Raw genomic sequence first — 18,692 nt, 5'->3', positions numbered from 1 at the left:
TTATTATTTGCTAGAATAGGAAAGTGCTTAAGAAAGAAAAAAGAAAGTGGAGTGAGGTAGAAGGATGGACTACAACAGAATTATTGAAGGCATCCTGGATATCGGAGAAGAGATGCTGAAAAGCGGAGCGGAAAATTTCCGGTTGGAGGATGCCCTTTACAGAATGCTGAAAAGTTATGGATTTGTCAGATATGATGTATTTGTTATTCCAAGCAACATTCAGGTGACAGCGAAGACGCCGGAAGGAGAGTTTATCACTCAGGTAAGGCATATCGAGACATCGGAGAATGATTTTGACCGGCTGGACTATCTGAACAATCTTTCCAGATATGTCTGTGCCCATAAGCCGGATGCGGATCAGCTGAAGATCAAGTTTGAGGAAGTGATGAACCGGCCGGAACAGCCGGAAATTCTCCGGTATGTGGCGGGAGTCATGGGAGGTGCCGGATTTGCCGTATTCTTCGGGTGCGGATTTATGGATGCGATTGTTGCTGTGGTTGTTTCACTGATGATTGTATTTGTTGGAAAATGGCTGAGCACAAGGGAAGGAAATCTGATGATTTATAATCTGATCCTTGCCTTTTTATCTGAGATCATTATTATCCTGGCGACCAGAAATGGAATCGGAACACATCCCGACAGAATCATGATCGGGATTGTCATGCTGCTGATCAGTGGACTTGGTACGACCAATGGATTCCGCGAGTTACTGCAGCGGGACTTTATATCCGGGTCCATTAATATTTTAAATTCCATTCTCGGGGCAACAGGAATTGCTCTTGGGATCGCGCTTGCCATGATGGTCTTTCATGCAAGATCCATGGAAGGATTTATGCTGACACCAAGTGTTCCGATGCAGCTTGTTTCCTGTACGATTGCCTGTATCGGTTTTGCCATATGGTTTAAAGTCCGGGGACGTCAGGTATTCTACTCGGGAGTTGGTGCGTTTATTACATGGGGAATTTATGCTCTCGTATTTGCCATTGAACCGAGCAACTTTCTTGCTACATTGATTGCAGCGGTATTTGTCGGATTTTATGCATTTATCATGTCCAGAGTCAATAAGGCACCATCGACGATTTTCCTGACAGCATCTGTATTTCCTTTGATTCCGGGACCAAATCTGTACTATATGATGTACGGTTTTGTAAGCAATGATTCCGCGCTCATTTCCAGTGAAGGAATCCTTCTAGCCACCACATGTCTTGCGATTGCCTTTGGATTCAATATCGTGGATGTAGCATCCAGAGTCATTATGAGTGCGCTGAAACGGGAATACCGCGTTGGCAAGAGTTCTTAAAAAGATAGAAAAGCATTGATTTTTATAACAATGTCTAGTAGAATTACTGATAGAATGCAGGAGGTAGAAGCATGGCAGAATACACGAAAGTGGCGCTCGACGCCATGGGAGGGGATAATGCCCCGGTGGAAATCATTAAAGGCGCTGTTGACGCAGTAAATAAGCGCAGGGATATTCAGGTATTGATTGTCGGGAAAGAAGACATCATAAAAGAAGAGCTTGCCAAATATACTTACGACAAAGAGCAGATTGAGATCAAGGGCGCCAGTGAAGTGATTGAGACCGCGGAGCCGCCGGTAATGGCAATCCGCAGAAAAAAGGATTCTTCGATTGTCGTAGCGATGAATATGGTTAAAAAAGGAGAGGCCGACGCGTTTGTATCGGCAGGAAGCTCCGGAGCCATTCTCGTTGGAGGACAGGTCATTGTAGGGAGAATCAAAGGAGTGGAGAGGCCGCCCCTTGCACCGCTTTTACCGACCAAAAAGGGATTTTCGCTTTTGATCGACTGCGGAGCAAACGTAGATGCCAGACCGTCCCATCTGGTGCAGTTTGCAAAAATGGGCTCGATCTATATGGAGCATGTTATGGGCGTGAAGAATCCGAAAGTGGCGATTGTCAATATCGGTGCTGAGGAGGAGAAGGGCAACGCCCTTGTGAAAGAGACGTTCCCGATGCTGAAGGCATGCCCGGATATTAATTTTACCGGGAGCATCGAGGCGCGCAATATTCCGTATGGTGACGCGGATGTCATTGTCTGCGAGGCTTTCGCGGGCAATATTATCCTGAAACTTTATGAGGGCGTCGGAGGGGTGCTGGTTGATAAGATCAAGGAAGGCATGATGAAGAGCCTCAGGACAAAAATCGGAGCACTGCTTGTAAAACCGGCGCTGAAGGAGACGATGAAGGGATTTGACGCAAGCGAGTACGGCGGAGCACCGCTGCTTGGTCTCAATGGCCTGGTTGTAAAGACACACGGCAACTCAAAGGCACGTGAGGTCTGCAACTCCATTATTCAGTGCGTGACCTTCAAAGAGCAGAAGATTAATGAGAAAATCAGAGAATGCATTCAGAAAGAGAAAGAATAAACTTTTAAGGAAGGAATGTAACTATGGAATTTGAAAAATTACAGGGGATTATCGCAGATGTATTAAATGTGGATGCCTCAGACATCACAATGGAGACTACATTTGTAGACGATTTGGGAGCAGATTCTTTGGACATTTTCCAGATTATCATGGGAATCGAGGAAGAATTCGATATCGAGATTGATAATGATGATGCGGAAAAAATCGTGACAGTGGGAGACGCAGTAGAGCAGATCAGAACGGCAACAAATAATTAAAACATAAATGCGGAAAAGCCCGTCAGGGCTTTTTCGTGCTAATTGGGGGTTTTATGAGAAAGATCAAAGAACTAGAAAGAACAATTGATTATCAGTTCCGGAATCCGGAACTTCTGCGTCATGCTTTGAGACACAGCTCCTATGTGAACGAAAAGCACATGAAGAAATATGAATGTAATGAGCGGCTGGAGTTTCTGGGCGATGCAGTACTTGAAGTTGTATCCAGCGAATTTCTTTTTTTTGAGTATGAGACAATGCCGGAAGGTGAACTGACCAAAAAGAGGGCAAGTATGGTATGTGAACCGGCGCTTGCTTTTTGTGCCAGAGATATCAAACTGGGGGAATATCTGATGCTCGGAAAAGGTGAAGAGGCAACGGGCGGAAGAAAACGGGATTCGGTTACATCTGACGCGATGGAAGCGCTGATTGGAGCGATTTATCTGGACGGTGGGTTTGCTAGCGCAAAAGAGTTCATTCACCGGTTTATCCTCAATGACCTGGAAAACAAGAAGCTCTTTTTTGATAGCAAGACTATCCTGCAGGAAATTGTACAGGGAAATTCTGATGATCAGGTTTCCTATGAACTGATCCGGGAGGAAGGACCGGACCACAATAAAAGTTTCTGTACGGCAGTCAGGATCGGAGAACAGATCTACGGGGAAGGCGAAGGAAGGACCAAAAAAGCATCTGAACAGCAGGCTGCATATCAGGCGATTTTGAAATTACAGGAGAAACGATAGGAGAGCTATGTATTTAAAAAGCATTGAAGTACAGGGATTTAAATCTTTTGCAAATAAAATCGTCTTTCAGTTTCATAATGGAATCACCGGCATTGTAGGGCCGAATGGAAGTGGAAAGAGCAACGTCGCGGACGCGGTCCGGTGGGTATTAGGAGAGCAGAGGGCGAAGCAGCTTCGCGGAGGCAACATGCAGGATGTCATTTTTTCGGGAACTGAGAACCGAAAGCCTCTAAGCTACGCCTCGGTCGGGATCACGCTGGACAACTCCGACCACAAGCTGCCGATTGATTTTGAGGAAGTCACTGTGACAAGAAAGCTTTATCGCTCCGGTGAGTCAGAGTACCTGATTAATGGAAGCAGCTGCAGATTGAAAGATATCAACGAGCTGTTTTATGATACCGGAATCGGGAAAGAGGGATATTCAATCATCGGACAGGGTCAGATCGATAAGATCTTAAGCGGAAAACCGGAAGACCGGAGGGAGTTGTTCGATGAGGCTGCGGGAATTGTCAAATTCAAGCGGAGAAAAAATACATCCTTGAAGAAGCTGGAAGAAGAGCAGCAGAATCTGGTACGTGTAACAGACATCCTTTCGGAGCTGGAAAAGCAGTACGGACCGCTTAAAAAGCAGTCTGAGACGGCGAGAGAGTATCTGAAGAAACGGGAAGAAATGAAAAAGCTGGACGTCAATCTGTTCCTCGTTCAGACAGAAAAGATAAAAGCGGAAGAAAAGGAAACAGAAGAGGCTCTGGCACGTGCGCAGGAAGAGCTTGATGAATCGAGAAAGCGGTATGACGCCATGAAAGAGGAGTATGCCGAAGTAGAAAACCGGATCGGGGAGATTGACCTTCAGACGGAGACCGCGAGAAAGCAGCTGAATGATACAAGACTGATCCGGCAGCAGTATGAGAACAGCATTGACCTTCTCAAAGAGCAGATCAACAGCGTGCGGATGAACGACGCCCATTATCTGGAGCGGAAAAAGACTGTTGAGGAAGAGATCCGGAAACGGGAGACCGAGCTTGAAGAACTGAAAAGCCGGCGCGCAGATCTGGAAGCCCAGATGAGGGAGAAGGAAGCGCAGAGCGAGAAAGAAAAAGAGAATCTGACGAGCCTTCAGGAGGAGATGGCCAGGATCAGTCTTTCCAGCGAGGAAAAGAAAAACGAGATTATGAAGATTCTTTCCGTGCGGGCTTCGACAAAGGCCGAACTACAGCGTTTTCATACGATGAAAGAGCAGATCAGGGTTCAGAAGACAGGACTTGCGCAGCAGCTCTTAACGATTACCCAGGAAACGGAAGTATACCGGACAGAATATGAAAAGTATGAAAGTGAATGGAAAGAGCTTTCCGCCCAGATCCGTACCTGTTCGGAAACGATTGCGCAGTATGAAAGTGAAATTATAAGACTTCAGGAAGAAATTACAAAAGAAAATGGACTGATTCAGACTGGACAGAGTGCGTATCACAGAGAGCAGTCCAGACTGGAATCTTTGAAAAATATGACCGAGCGCTACGAAGGATACGGTAACAGTATCCGGAGAGTCATGGAGCAGAAAAACCGGGAGCAGGGCATCCTTGGAGTTGTGGCGGATCTGATCCGTGTAGAGAAAAAGTACGAGACTGCGGTGGAGACTGCACTCGGCGGAAGCATCCAGAATATCGTAACGAGGGATGAAGAGACCGCGAAAAGAATGATTACTTATCTGAAACAGCATAAATTCGGGCGGGCAACGTTCCTTCCTCTGACCAGCGTGAAGGGTTCCGAGTTCCCAAAGCCGGAAGTGCTCAGAGAAGACGGTGTCATCGGACTTGCCCATACGCTTGTGGAGACAGATGAAGAATTCAAAAGTCTTATGAAGAACCTTCTTGGCCGTACCGTGGTAGTGGAAAATATTGACGTGGGTATCCGTCTTGCAAGGAAATACCGCCAAACTGTCCGGATGGTGACACCGGAGGGAGAGCTTCTCAATCCGGGTGGATCCATGACAGGAGGGGCTTTTAAAAATTCCAGCAGTTTGTTAAGCAGACGGCGTGAGATTGAGGAATTTGAAAAGACCGTACAGATGCTCAAAAAGGACCTGGAGCAGACGAGGGAGTCTTTGGAGCGTCATAAAGAAGAGCGTGCCGGATATTATGCGAAAATGGACAGCCTCAAAGATGAGATGCAGAAGATATACGTCCGGCAGAATACCGCAAAGATGAATCTTTCTCAGGTACAAAGCAGGCAGAAGTCGATCCTTGACCGAAAGGCGGAGCTTTTAAAAGAAAACGAAAGCTATGAAAACCAGCTCCGGGAACTTCAGGAGAATCAGGAATCCATTGAAATCGAACTGGGAACTTCCGAAGAACTGGAAGAAAGGCTGAAAAAGGAGACGGAAGAAGAGCAGAAGGAGCTGGAGAAAAAGAAGGAAGAGGAACAGATTTTACAGAAACGTGCCGAGGACGCACATCTTGTTTTTGCGGAACTTGGACAAAAAGAAATCTTCCTGAATGAAAATCAGGAACGTATCTGGCAGGAGTATACGAAGTATACACAGGAAAAGAAACTGCTGGAGGAAAACCAGGGAGACAATAAGAAAGCGATTGCTGAAAAAGAGCAGGAGATGGAACGGGCCGGACAAAAGATCCGGGAAGCCGGAGAACTGATCGAAGAGATCGAACAGGAGATCGGGCAGTATGCCGGGGAAAAGGAAACACTTTCCCGCAGACATAAGGAATTCCTTGGAAAGCGCGATGCCATCTCGGAACAGATTTCCGATCTTGATAAAGAAACCTTCCGGCTTGGCGGAAAGAAGGACGGGCTGGAGGAGACGATGGAAAAGCAGATGAATTATATGTGGGAAGAATACGAGATCACCTATAATCATGCGCAGCAGTACCGGGATGAAAGTATTGGAGATCTGGGCTTCATGAAGAAAGAGATTCAGCGGCTTCGCTCAGAGATCCGCAGCCTTGGCAATGTCAATGTCAATGCCATTGAAGATTTTAAAAATCTGGAAGAACGGTATCTCTTTTTGAAAAACCAGCATGAAGACCTGATCGAAGCGGAGGCAACCTTAAAACAGATTATTGAAGAACTGGATACCGCCATGAGAAGGCAGTTTGAGGAACAGTTCGCAAGGATAAAAGAAGAGTTCCATAATGTTTTCCGCCAGCTCTTTGGAGGCGGAAAAGGGACACTCGAGCTTCTGGAGGACGAGGATATTCTGGAAGCGGGAATCCGGATCATTGCACAGCCGCCGGGAAAGAAGCTTCAGAATATGATGCAGCTCTCCGGTGGAGAAAAAGCGCTGACGGCGATCGCGCTTCTCTTTGCGATTCAGAATCTGAAACCGTCGCCGTTTTGTCTGCTGGACGAGATCGAAGCAGCCCTGGACGATTCCAATGTTACAAGGTTTGCGCAGTATCTTCACAGACTGACGAAAAATACGCAGTTTATTGTTATTACCCACCGGAGAGGAACAATGACAGCAGCGGACAGACTGTATGGAATTACGATGCAGGAGAAGGGAGTTTCTACGCTGGTTTCAGTAGATCTGCTTGAAAACCAGCTCAGCAAATAAAAAATAAAGGAGTAGAAGAGACTATGGCAGAGGAAAAAAAGGGATTTTTCCGGCGGCTTGTGTCAGGCCTGACAAAAACAAGGCAGAATATCGTTTCCGGCCTTGACAGCCTGTTCAGCGGGTTTTCCAAAATTGATGAAGACTTTTATGAAGAGCTGGAAGAGATCCTGATTATGGGAGATCTCGGCGTCAAGGCGACCTATTCGATCCTTGATGACCTTAGAGAAAAGGTGAAAGAACAGCATATCAAGGATCCGGCTGACTGCAAACAGCTTCTGATTGACAGTATCAAGGAGCAGATGCAGATCGGGGAGACAGCATATGAGTTTGAAAATCAGAAATCCGTAGTACTGGTGATTGGAGTTAACGGGGTAGGAAAAACGACGACCATCGGTAAGCTTGCAGGGAAGCTTCGCGGTGAAGGGAAAAAAGTTGTGATCGCAGCGGCGGACACATTCCGTGCCGCGGCGGGAGAACAGCTGAAAGAATGGGCAGACCGGGCAAATGCAGAGTTTATCGGGGGACAGGAAGGCTCTGATCCGGCAGCTGTCGTGTACGATGCGGTTGCGGCCGCAAAGGCAAGGAAGGCGGATGTTCTGCTGTGTGATACGGCGGGGCGTCTTCATAATAAAAAGAATCTGATGGAAGAGCTGAAAAAGATCAATCGTGTCATTGAGAGAGAGTACGCTGACGCGTACAGAGAAACCCTGGTGGTTTTGGATGGAACAACAGGGCAGAACGCACTTTCGCAGGCAAAACAGTTTGCGGAGGCGGCAGACATTACGGGAATCGTTCTGACAAAAATGGATGGAACCGCAAAAGGGGGAATTGTGGTAGCAATTCAGTCGGAACTTGGCATTCCGGTCAAATATATCGGAGTCGGAGAAAGTATCGATGATCTGCAGAAATTTGATTCCGATGATTTTGTCAATGCCCTGTTTACGACAGAGGAGCATCCGGAGGAAGAAACAGAATAAACATGACACAGAGGAAAGAAGGTTACAGCCATGATGACATTGGAAAAATTTGAAGAAGCAAGTGAGCTTGTAAAAAAAGTCACAAATCCGACAAAACTGGTCTACAGTGAATACCTGAGCGAGGAAACAGGTGGAAAGATTTATCTGAAGCCGGAAAACATGCAGCATACGGGCGCGTACAAAATCCGCGGCGCCTACTATAAGATCAGTACGCTGTCCGAGGAGGAAAAGCAGAAAGGACTGATCACGGCTTCAGCAGGAAATCATGCCCAGGGCGTTGCCTATGCGGCAAAGATGTTCGGATGCAAGGCAACGATCGTTATGCCGACCGTTACGCCGCTGATCAAGGTAAACCGAACAAAGAATCTGGGAGCGGATGTCGTTCTTTACGGAGATGTTTATGATGATGCCTGTGACAAGGCCTACGAGCTTGCCGAAGAGCATGGATACACATTCGTCCATCCGTTCGACGACCTGGATGTAGCGACGGGCCAGGGAAGTATCGCCATGGAGATCGTTCAGGAGCTTCCGACTGTTGATTATATCTTTGTCCCGGTAGGAGGAGGCGGACTGATTGCAGGTGTAGCAACCCTTGCAAAGATGCTTAATCCGAAGATCAAAGTCATCGGTGTGGAGCCTTCAGAAGCAGCCAGTATGAAAGCAGCTCTGAAAGCAGGAGAACCGGTAACCCTTCCAAGCGCCAATACGATTGCGGACGGTACTGCGGTAAAACGCGTGGGAAGCCAGACCTTTGAGTATGTACAGAAAAATGTGGATCAGATACTGACAGTCGATGATGATGACCTGATCGGCGTTTTTCTGGATATGGTAGAGAATCACAAGATGGTTGTGGAAAATTCCGGCCTGCTTTCTGTAGCAGCGCTCAGACAGATGAATCTGGAAGGGAAAAAGGCAGTCTGCATCCTGAGCGGAGGAAACATGGATGTGATCACCATGGCTTCCATCGTACAGCACGGACTGATCCAGAGAGACCGGATCTTTTCTGTTTCTGTTCTGCTTCCGGATAAGCCGGGCGAACTGGTACGCGTGGCAAAGACTATCGCGGACGCACAGGGCAATGTCATCAAGCTGGAACACAACCAGTTTGTAAGCACAAACAGAAATGCGGCTGTAGAGCTGAGAGTAACCATGGAAGCATTTGGAACAGAGCACAAGCATGAGATTCTGCAGGCTCTGGAAAACAACGGATTCCGTCCGAAGCTGGTTACAACAAAACTGTATTAAAGAAAAGGAGGGAGCAGATTGCCGGGAAAACTGCCTGAAACAGGTTTCTTATACACCGATCAGCAGGGCACGATCTACCGTTTCATCGGCACGTCCAGACACTGGCAGACGATGGAAGAGCTTTTGATTTTTCAAGAGGAGGAAGAGAAGACCCTCTATGCTGTTCCGGTTCCTGATTTTACAAAAGAATTCCAAAAAGCAGAAAACGGGCATACATCGGATCTGCTTCTCCGATTTCTGGAGGCAGATTCCAATGAAGAAAAGCTCTCGATTCTTCAGAAAAACCGTCCGGAAGTAACAGAAGACCTGCTGGAGGCTGCCGCCCAGAGCATGGACTACGCCCTGAGCGGAGAAAGCGAAGAAATGCAGTTTCTGGATTTTGAGAACTATCTTCGGACAAAAATCAAATATGAACGTAAGAGAAGGTAACTACTTTTGAAATGGAAAGAGATCCTGCATGGCGCAGGATCCTTTTTGTTTATCAGAAAACTTCGCTGGTTATAAAAATATCAAACTTCGGGTTGACATGCTTTGTATAATTGTATACAATTATACAAAGCGAAAAGGAGTGTATAAAATGGATAATAGAAAAGTTTACATGAACCATCACAATAATTTACTGCAGCTCGAAGAACATATGTATCCGCTGGTGGACGTAGATAAGCCGAATATATTCCGGAATCTGTTTCCATATGACGAAGTTCCGAAAATCGCGTTCAACGATCGAATCGTACCGCATTCAATGCCGGACGAGATCTGGATTACGGATACAACATTCCGTGACGGGCAGCAGTCCAGAGCGCCGTATACGACAGAGCAGATTGTGACGATTTATGACTACCTGCACCGTCTGGGCGGTCCAAAGGGAAAGATCCGTCAGAGTGAGTTTTTCCTTTACAGTAAAAAAGACAGGGATGCTGTTTACCAGTGTCTGGAGAAAGGATATGAGTTTCCGGAAGTTACAAGCTGGATCCGGGCAAATAAGAAGGACTTTGAGCTGGTAAAAGAGATCGGACTGAAAGAGACAGGGATTCTTGTAAGCTGTTCCGATTATCACATTTTCTATAAACTCAAGATGACAAGGCGGGAGGCGCTTAACCATTATCTTTCGATTATCCGTCAGTGTCTGGAAATCGGGATCAGCCCGAGATGCCATCTGGAGGATATTACAAGATCAGACATTTACGGTTTCGTGATTCCGTTTTGTCTGGAACTGATGAATCTGATGGAAGAATATCAGATTCCGATTAAAATCCGTGTCTGTGACACGATGGGATACGGAGTCAACTATCCGGGAGCGGTGATTCCGCGGTCTATTCCGGGTATCATCTACGGATTGATGATCCATGCCGGAGTACCGAGTGAACTCATCGAGTTCCACGGGCACAATGACTTTTACAAGGCAGTCAGCAATGCAACGACCGCATGGCTTTATGGAGCAAGCGGCGTAAACTGTTCTCTCTTTGGAATCGGAGAACGTACAGGAAATACACCACTGGAAGCAATGGTATTTGAATATGCGCAGCTTCGGGGAACACTGGACGGCATGGAGACGACTGTCATCACAGAGCTTGCCGAGTACTATGAAAAGGAGATCGGCTACCATATTCCGGAGCACACGCCGTTTGTGGGAAAGAACTTTAATGTGACAAGGGCCGGAATCCATGCGGACGGACTTCTGAAAAACGAAGAGATCTACAATATTTTTGACACCGGAAAGTTTCTGAACCGGCCGGCCGTAGTATCAGTGTCCAACACATCCGGCATCGCAGGAATTGCCCACTGGATCAATACCTACTACAAGCTTCCGGAGGACAGAAAAGTCGGAAAAGACTCCGAGCTGGTTGTGGCAGTGAAGGAATGGGTGGATAAGCAGTATGACGACGGACGTGTAACTGTGATGACGGACGAAGAAATGGTTCAGAAGATCACGGAAATCTGCCGTGAGAAGTCAATCATTCTTTAATAGAAGGAAGTAACAGTCATGGAAGAATATCAAGATTATTCTTTGAGCGGAAAGGTGTTTCGGACACTGAGTGAACAGATCCTTTCCGGGAAATATCAAAAAGGAGACGAACTCCGGGAAGTGACCGTGGGAAAAGAGCTGGGAGTCAGCAGGACTCCGGTCAGAGAAGCCTTCAGGAAGCTGGAACTGGAAGGACTGGTGACCAGTATTCCAAACAAAGGCACGTATGTCAACGGCATTTCCAGGGAGGACGTTCAGGATATCTATATGATCCGGTCCAGGCTGGAAGGGCTTGCGGCCCGGCTTGCGACAAGACGGATTACGAAGGAGCAGATTGACGAGATGGAAGAGATGATTCTTCTCTCCGAATTTTATCTGAAAAAGGGGATGACCGAACAGCTTTCCACTCTGGACGGAAAGTTCCACTTTATCCTTTATGAAGCCTGCGGAAGCAGGATGTTGAAAAATGTACTGACGGATTTCCACCGCTATGTCCAGATGGCGAGGAGGATGTCCGTCAAAGTGGAAAACCGTGCGGAAAAATCCATCAGGGAACATTCGGAGATCCTCTCGGCAATCCGGGACAAGGATGAGGACAGGGCGGAGAAACTGATGGAAGAGCATATCCGCCATGTTGTTCAGAATTTACATCTGGAAGAAATCTAAGAAAGAAAAAGAAAGGGATGGTATGATGGCAAAGATACAGATGCAGACACCAATCGTTGAGATGGATGGAGACGAGATGACAAGAATTCTCTGGAAGATGATCAAGGATCATCTGCTCCTGCCTTTTATTGATCTGAATACGGAGTATTACGATCTTGGGCTGGAACACCGTAATGAGACTGATGACCAGGTGACGATTGACAGTGCGCTTGCAACGAAAAAGTATAAAGTGGCCGTAAAATGTGCGACCATCACACCAAATGCAGCGCGGATGGAAGAATATGATTTGAAAGAGATGTGGAAGAGCCCGAACGGGACGATCCGTGCGATTCTGGATGGAACCGTATTCCGTGCACCGATTGTCGTAAAAGGAATTGAGCCGTGCGTCAGAAACTGGAAAAAACCGATCACCATTGCAAGACATGCCTACGGGGATGTGTATAAAGGAACGGAAATGAAAATCCCTGGAAAAGGAAAGGCAGAGCTTGTCTACACCGCTGAGGACGGAAGCGAGACAAGAGAACTGATCCATGAGTTTGACGGACCCGGCATCATTCAGGGAATGCACAATATCAACAAGTCCATCGAAAGTTTTGCAAGGAGCTGTTTCCACTATGCACTGGACACGAAACAGGATCTCTGGTTTGCAACGAAAGATACGATTTCAAAGAAATACGACCATACATTCAAGGATATCTTTCAGGAGATCTTTGACGCGGAATTTAAAGAGCAGTTTGAACAGGCGGGAATTACGTATTTCTACACACTGATTGACGACGCGGTGGCACGTGTAATGAAATCAGAAGGCGGATATATCTGGGCATGCAAAAACTATGACGGAGATGTTATGAGTGATATGATTTCCTCCGCATTCGGCTCCCTTGCCATGATGACGTCCGTTCTTGTCTCACCGGATGGATACTATGAGTACGAGGCAGCTCATGGAACAGTTCAGAGACATTATTATAAACACCTGAAAGGGGAGGAGACATCCACCAACTCCGTGGCAACGATCTTTGCATGGAGCGGGGCTCTCAGAAAGCGCGGAGAACTGGATGGAAACAAGGAGCTTCAGGAGTTTGCGGACCGGCTTGAAAAAGCGACTATCGATACCATCGAAGCGGGCGAAATGACAAAAGACCTGGCGCTGATAACGACTTTGAAAGATCCGGTTGTATTAAACAGCGAAGACTTTATCAAAGCCATCGCAAAACGGCTTGCATAAAAAGAAGTCAAAATCAAAGAGAGCATAGAAAAAGAGGCAGACCCGTGTTATAAACGGGCTTCGGCCTCTTTTCTGCTGCTCTTATTCCGCGAGAGATTCCCACTGTTCATAGAGAGTCTCAAGCTCTGCTGTGATGTTGTCCTTTTCTTTTGCCAGCTCCTGGCACCGGACGGAATTGGAATATACATCTTCGTGGGTCATCAGTTCATCGATCTCACCGCACCGGGTTTCCAGAGTCTCAATCCGCTCTTCGGTCCGCTTCAGATCGTTCTGGCGTTTCCTCTCCTTCGCCTGCGCTTCCTTCTGAGCCTTCCAGTCCAGCTTTCCGGCCGAAGCCTGAGTGTCTGTGGAAGACGGCGTATCTGCTGCGGCAGGAGCAGCGTAAACAGCGGTAAGTTCTTCTTTCTTTTCAAGATAATAATCATAATTTCCGATGTAGTTGACAAATTTCTGATTGACCAGTTCCAGAATTCTCGTGGCAGTTTCGTTGATAAAATACCGGTCATGGGAAACATAAAGTACCGTGCCGGTGTAATCATTCAATGCGTGCTCCAGGATTTCTTTGGATGCAACATCAAGATGGTTGGTCGGCTCGTCGAGAATGAGGAAATTGGCCTCGGAAAGCATCAATTTTGCAAGAGAGACACGTCCACGTTCCCCGCCGCTCAAGTCTCCGATCAGCTTGTAGACATCATCCCCGGTGAAGAGAAAGGCTGCAAGCATATTCCGGATCTGGGTATTCGTAAGGGACGGATAATCGTCCGAGATCTCATCAAAAACCGTTTTGTCCATGTGAAGGACATGGTGTTCCTGGTCGTAGTAACCGATAGTGACATTGGAGCCAAGGGTGAAAGTTCCGGAATCCGCAGGAATGACTTCATTCAGGATTTTCAGAAGTGTCGTCTTTCCGGTACCATTGTCCCCGATAATCGCAACGTGTTCTCCACGTTTGATTTCAAAGCTGATGTCTTCAAAGAGCGTCTGATTCGGGAAAGCTTTGCTGAGGTGATCAACACGGAGCACATCATTTCCGCTGACAACAGAAGGCTCCAGCTTTAAATGCATATCTGAAGCAAGCTCAACCGGCTTTTCAATCCGCTCAATCTTTGCAAGCATCTTTTCCCGGCTCTCGGCCCGTTTGATGGATTTTTCCCGGTTGAAGGAACGAAGTTTTTCAATGACCGCTTCCTGATGCTTGATTTCCTGCTGCTGGTTAAGGTATTCTTTCAGCCTTGCATCCCGGAGCATCTGTTTTTTCTTCGCAAACTCCTGATAGTTACCAAGATACATAGTGAGCGTGCCGGCTTCGATTTCAATGATCTTTGTAACGACCCTGTTCAAAAAATACCGGTCGTGGGAGACAATCAGGACCGCTCCGGGGTAGTTCAGAAGATAGGTCTCAAGCCATGCAATCGAATGCAGATCAAGATGATTGGTCGGCTCATCCAGAAGCAGAATATCCGGTTTGGTAAGCAGAAGTTTTCCCAGAGAAACACGGGTTCGCTGCCCTCCGGAAAGGGAAGCGACCGGCTTTTCAAAATCTTCTTCTGTAAATCCCAGTCCCTTCAGGACTCCGGTGATTTCACTTTGATAGGCATAGCCGTTTTCCCGTTCAAACCGGGAAGTCAGATTGTGATAAGCGGCAAGCCTGTCCTCCAGATGAGATCCGGATAAAGTCTGAAGCTCCGCCTCAATTTTGCGGATCTGGCTTTCCATATCGATCAGATACTGTTTGGAAGTCTGCATTTCCTCATAGACTGTACGTGTGCTGTCCGTCATGGGATGCTGGGAAAGATACCCGAGCTGTTTCCCTTTTGCGAGAATAATATCCCCGGAATCTGCCGGAATCTCTCCGGTAATCATTTTCAAAATGGTAGATTTTCCGGCACCGTTTAAACCTGTCAGAGCCGCTTTCTCGTGATCCTCTATATGAAAAGAGCCATGTCTTACAATGACCTGGTCCCCAAACGATTTTTCCAGATTGTGACATGCAAGTATCATAGTATCCTCCTCTGATAAAACAAAAGTACCGTATTCATTATAACGGAATTTGTACAAAATACAACATAAAATCCCATAATAAGTTTGACTTTATTTCAAGTATTACATATAATAAAAGTATTGAAAAGAACAGGAAGGTGCTAAAAGTGGAAGGAAGAGGAATTTCTCAGGCAGTTATCAGAAGACTGCCTCGATACTACAGATACTTGGGAGAATTACTGGAAGACGGTGTAGAGCGCATTTCCTCCAACGACTTGAGCAAACGCATGAAAGTCACTGCTTCCCAGATCCGCCAGGATTTGAATAATTTCGGCGGTTTTGGTCAGCAGGGGTATGGATATAATGTGAAATATTTGCACTCGGAGATTGGAAAGATCCTGGGGCTGGACAGAGAACATAATATGATTATTATCGGAGCCGGAAACCTTGGACAGGCGCTGGCAAACTATACCGCTTTTGAGCGCAGCGGATTTATGCTGAAGGGTCTGTTTGATGTCAACCCGACTTTGGCAGGTGTTACGGTCCGCGGAATCGAGATCCGTATGATGGACGAGCTGAAAAGTTTCATCAGGAATAATGACATTGAAATTGCGATTCTGACGATACCGAAGACGAAGGCGGTGGCAGTAGCCAATATGCTCGTGGAAAACGGTATCCGTGCAATCTGGAATTTTGCGCATACGGATCTGAATCTTCCGGATAATGTTGTTGTGGAAAACGTACATCTTTCCGAGAGTCTGATGCGGCTCTCCTACAATGTACTCCGCTATGAGGAAAAACATCAGAAGAAAAAATAAGAGAAAAGAAGGACGTGAGAGATTCGTACAACAGATGCGGGACTCCGCGTCTTTTTTCTGTATCCCGGAATGAAAGCGGGGAAAGGAGCGGTAAAGATGAAATATATCATTGATGGCAGGACAATGAAAGCAGCGGATGCATACACGATCGGGACGATCGGGATTCCGTCTCTTGTCCTGATGGAACGGGCGGCTCTGAAAGTGGTAGAGGCAGCCGAAAGGGAGAGGCTTAACCTGTCGAAAAGCCTGATTGTGTGCGGAAGCGGAAACAACGGGGGCGACGGGTTTGCAGTGGGAAGACTGCTTCTGGAAAAAGGATACGGAGTGACTGCCGTACTGGTTGGGAATCCGGACCATTGTACCGAAGAGACAAAGACACAGATTCAGATTTTTGAGGCAGTCGGAGGAACCGTAAAACGGGAAATCCCGGAGGGAAGGTACACGGCTGTATTTGATGCTGTATTTGGTATCGGACTGAGCAGGCCGGTCGAAGGGCGCTACGCGGGGATTCTGGAGCAGATGAACAGACTGGACGCAGCGAAAATAGCGGTGGATATTCCGTCCGGAATTGATGCGGGGAACGGAGAGATTCTGGGGACGGCATTTCGCGCGGATCTGACGGTGACATTTGCATACCAGAAGGCAGGGATGGTTCTGTATCCGGGAGCTTTCTGCGCCGGAAAGGTCTGTGTGGAAGATATCGGAATTTATCTGCGCGGCGGCGTGGAAGGAACACGGTATCTGACTTATGAAAGAAAGGACGTAGGAAGGCTCTGTCCGCAGCGAAAAGACGATGCACATAAAGGAACTTACGGAAAAGTGCTGATGATTACCGGAAGCCAGGGCATGGCAGGCGCCGCGATTCTTTCCGCGAAGGCGGCATACCGGATGGGAAGCGGACTGGTACGTATACTGACGCCGGAATCCAACCGGGAAGTACTTCAGGCAACCCTGCCGGAAGCAGTCATAACGCCTTACGGAGAGGCTCTGGAAAACCAGCTGGAGGAACTTCTGAACTGGGCGGATGTGATCTGCGCCGGATGTGGACTGGGGACGGATATACAGGCCGGTATGATAATAGAACATCTGCTCGTGTATCTGGGCACACACAGAAAATACTGCGTGATGGATGCGGATGGCCTGAATCTAATTTCCGGAATGGAAGAAGAAAGAAGAAACACATATCTAAAAGCAGCGGGAAGCAGCCTGATCTTTACGCCTCACATCAGGGAATTCGCGCGTCTTCTTGGGAAAACGACGGAAGAAACGAAAAAAAACAGGATTGGACTTGCGCAAGAGTATGCCAAAACCTATAATATAATACTAACAGCAAAAGATGCCAGAACAGTTGTGGCAGGAGAAGGCAGGATTCCATATCTGAATACATCCGGGAACGGTGCGATGGCAAAAGCAGGTTCCGGGGATGTACTTGCAGGTATGATTACAGGCTGCCTGGCCCTTGGAATGGACCGCTTTGACGCTGCGGCGCTTGGTGTATTTATACACGGGCTGTGCGGAGACGAGGCAAGGGAAAAACTCGGGGCGCACAGCGTGCTTGCCGGGGACCTGATCGAGATGGCATCAGCTGTTTTACAGGAAATCGAGCGAAGAAAGGTTCAGTCAAAATGAAAAAGTACAGCAGAGTATGCGCAAAAATCAATTTGAATCATATTACATATAATATAGAACAGATGAGGAAACATATCTCACCGGATACGAAGATGATTCTGGTAGTAAAAGCGGACGGTTACGGCCACGGGGCATCACGGATCGCAAAAGAGACTCAGAATCTGGACTGCGTCTGGGGATACGCGACCGCAACGCTTGACGAGGCGGTGCTTCTGAGAAAGGCAGGAATTGAGAAACCGGTTCTTGTTCTCGGATGTACCTTTCCGGAGCAGTATGAGGAGGCGGTGGAAAACGAGATACGCATGACAGTCTACACTGAAGAGTCTGCGAAAGCGATCTCCGCCCTGGCATCCGCAAAGCAGAAAAAAGCATGGATTCACGTCAAGCTGGACACGGGGATGTCAAGACTCGGATTTCAGACAGGTGAAGATTCTCTGGATGCCATAGAACGGATTTTTCATCTCCCGGATCTTGAGATGGAAGGTATTTTTACTCATTTTGCAAAAGCAGACGAGGCAGATAAGTCCTTTACAAACAAGCAGATGGAACAATATATCTGGATGACAGACCGGTTAAAGGATAGAGGCATCGAGCCGAAATACCGCCACTGCTCCAACAGTGCCGGAATTATCGATCATCCGGAGGCCAATCTGGATCTTGTACGGGCGGGTATTGCTCTTTACGGGCTCTATCCATCTGACGAGGTGAAGAAAGACCGTCTGGATCTGAAGCCGGCACTGTCGCTGGTAAGCAGTATTGTACATATCAAATGGATCGAGCCCGGAGCTGTTGTAAGTTACGGCGGGTGCTTCCGGGCCGGGAAACGGACCCGCGTGGCAACGATCCCTGTCGGATATGCGGACGGATACCCGAGGAGTCTCTCGGACAAGGGCTATGTCCTGATCCGGGGAAAGAGGGCTCCGATTCTTGGCAGAGTCTGCATGGATCAGATGATGGCAGATGTGACAGAGATCGAAGATGCAGATTTCCTGGATGAAGTCGTACTGGTAGGGAAAAGCGGCGGGGAACAGATTGCAGTGGAAGATTTAAGTGCACTGTCCGGAAGGTTTAACTATGAGTTTCTCTGCGATCTCGACAAGAGGATACCAAGAGAATATATCAAAGACGGAAAAGTCATTGAGCAGATTGACTATTTTGCATAAAAAAGACGGCCGGCTTTTGGAATACTTCAAAGTAAAGGTGGAAATACTCACTATATCTTAGAAAATGGAGTGTGAA

At 47.4% G+C, this 18,692-nt stretch carries 15 protein-coding genes; 14 read left to right on the top strand and 1 reads right to left on the bottom strand.

The window, feature by feature from the left end:
• Positions 1–64: 64 nt before the first annotated feature.
• The 11 genes from H6A32_RS05350 to H6A32_RS05300 all read left to right on the top strand — a co-directional run bounded on the left by H6A32_RS05350 (position 65) and on the right by H6A32_RS05300 (position 13,026).
• Entirely contained in the window at positions 65–1,300 is a 1,236-nt protein-coding gene (locus H6A32_RS05350; RefSeq protein ID WP_087168027.1) for a threonine/serine ThrE exporter family protein, read from the top strand.
• Between the two features lie 71 nt (positions 1,301–1,371).
• A complete protein-coding gene (gene plsX / locus H6A32_RS05345) occupies positions 1,372–2,385 on the top strand; it encodes a phosphate acyltransferase PlsX (RefSeq protein WP_138373557.1) in 1,014 nt (337 codons plus the stop codon).
• A gap of 23 nt (positions 2,386–2,408) precedes the next feature.
• Positions 2,409–2,642, top strand: coding sequence for an acyl carrier protein (gene acpP / locus H6A32_RS05340; protein ID WP_087168025.1), 234 nt, complete (start codon positions 2,409–2,411; stop codon positions 2,640–2,642).
• Positions 2,643–2,695: 53 nt separating this feature from the next.
• Entirely contained in the window at positions 2,696–3,382 is a 687-nt protein-coding gene (gene rnc / locus H6A32_RS05335) for a ribonuclease III (RefSeq protein ID WP_087168024.1), read from the top strand.
• 7 nt (positions 3,383–3,389) lie between these two features.
• Positions 3,390–6,947, top strand: a complete 3,558-nt coding sequence (smc, locus tag H6A32_RS05330) for a chromosome segregation protein SMC (RefSeq protein WP_204863891.1) — start codon at positions 3,390–3,392, stop codon at positions 6,945–6,947.
• A gap of 23 nt (positions 6,948–6,970) precedes the next feature.
• Positions 6,971–7,924 carry a signal recognition particle-docking protein FtsY gene (gene ftsY / locus H6A32_RS05325; protein WP_087168022.1) on the top strand — a complete coding sequence of 318 codons (954 nt, stop codon included), beginning with the start codon at positions 6,971–6,973 and terminating at the stop codon, positions 7,922–7,924.
• A 30-nt stretch (positions 7,925–7,954) separates the two neighbouring features.
• On the top strand, positions 7,955–9,169 hold the full coding sequence (gene ilvA / locus H6A32_RS05320; protein WP_087168021.1) for a threonine ammonia-lyase: 1,215 nt from the start codon (positions 7,955–7,957) through the stop codon (positions 9,167–9,169).
• Between the two features lie 18 nt (positions 9,170–9,187).
• A complete protein-coding gene (locus H6A32_RS05315) occupies positions 9,188–9,598 on the top strand; it encodes a hypothetical protein (protein WP_087252042.1) in 411 nt (136 codons plus the stop codon).
• Positions 9,599–9,767: 169 nt separating this feature from the next.
• On the top strand, positions 9,768–11,135 hold the full coding sequence (locus H6A32_RS05310) for a 2-isopropylmalate synthase (protein WP_430749574.1): 1,368 nt from the start codon (positions 9,768–9,770) through the stop codon (positions 11,133–11,135).
• 18 nt (positions 11,136–11,153) lie between these two features.
• Positions 11,154–11,801 (top strand): GntR family transcriptional regulator, encoded by a 648-nt coding sequence (locus H6A32_RS05305; protein ID WP_087252041.1) that lies wholly within the window; start codon positions 11,154–11,156, stop codon positions 11,799–11,801.
• A gap of 25 nt (positions 11,802–11,826) precedes the next feature.
• Complete coding sequence (locus H6A32_RS05300) at positions 11,827–13,026, top strand: NADP-dependent isocitrate dehydrogenase (RefSeq protein ID WP_087252096.1); 1,200 nt, start codon at positions 11,827–11,829, stop codon at positions 13,024–13,026.
• A gap of 81 nt (positions 13,027–13,107) precedes the next feature.
• Here the strand turns inward: H6A32_RS05300 and abc-f are convergent, their stop codons facing one another.
• A complete protein-coding gene (gene abc-f, locus H6A32_RS05295; protein ID WP_087252040.1) occupies positions 13,108–15,027 on the bottom strand; it encodes a ribosomal protection-like ABC-F family protein in 1,920 nt (639 codons plus the stop codon).
• 146 nt (positions 15,028–15,173) lie between these two features.
• Between abc-f and H6A32_RS05290 the strand changes: the two genes are divergently transcribed.
• The 3 genes from H6A32_RS05290 (at position 15,174) to alr (ending at position 18,616) form a co-directional block, all read left to right on the top strand.
• Entirely contained in the window at positions 15,174–15,824 is a 651-nt protein-coding gene (locus H6A32_RS05290; RefSeq protein ID WP_087168016.1) for a redox-sensing transcriptional repressor Rex, read from the top strand.
• A 96-nt stretch (positions 15,825–15,920) separates the two neighbouring features.
• Positions 15,921–17,453 carry an NAD(P)H-hydrate dehydratase gene (locus tag H6A32_RS05285; protein ID WP_204863890.1) on the top strand — a complete coding sequence of 511 codons (1,533 nt, stop codon included), beginning with the start codon at positions 15,921–15,923 and terminating at the stop codon, positions 17,451–17,453.
• Positions 17,450–18,616 carry an alanine racemase gene (gene alr, locus H6A32_RS05280; RefSeq protein ID WP_087168014.1) on the top strand — a complete coding sequence of 389 codons (1,167 nt, stop codon included), beginning with the start codon at positions 17,450–17,452 and terminating at the stop codon, positions 18,614–18,616. Before H6A32_RS05285 ends, alr begins: the two co-directional genes overlap by 4 nt.
• Positions 18,617–18,692 lie beyond the last annotated feature (76 nt).

It is taken from the genome of Drancourtella massiliensis (assembly GCF_016900655.1).
In the GTDB taxonomy this organism is placed as follows: domain Bacteria; phylum Bacillota; class Clostridia; order Lachnospirales; family Lachnospiraceae; genus Sellimonas; species Sellimonas catena.
This window is presented reverse-complemented; position numbering and strand designations above follow the sequence as displayed.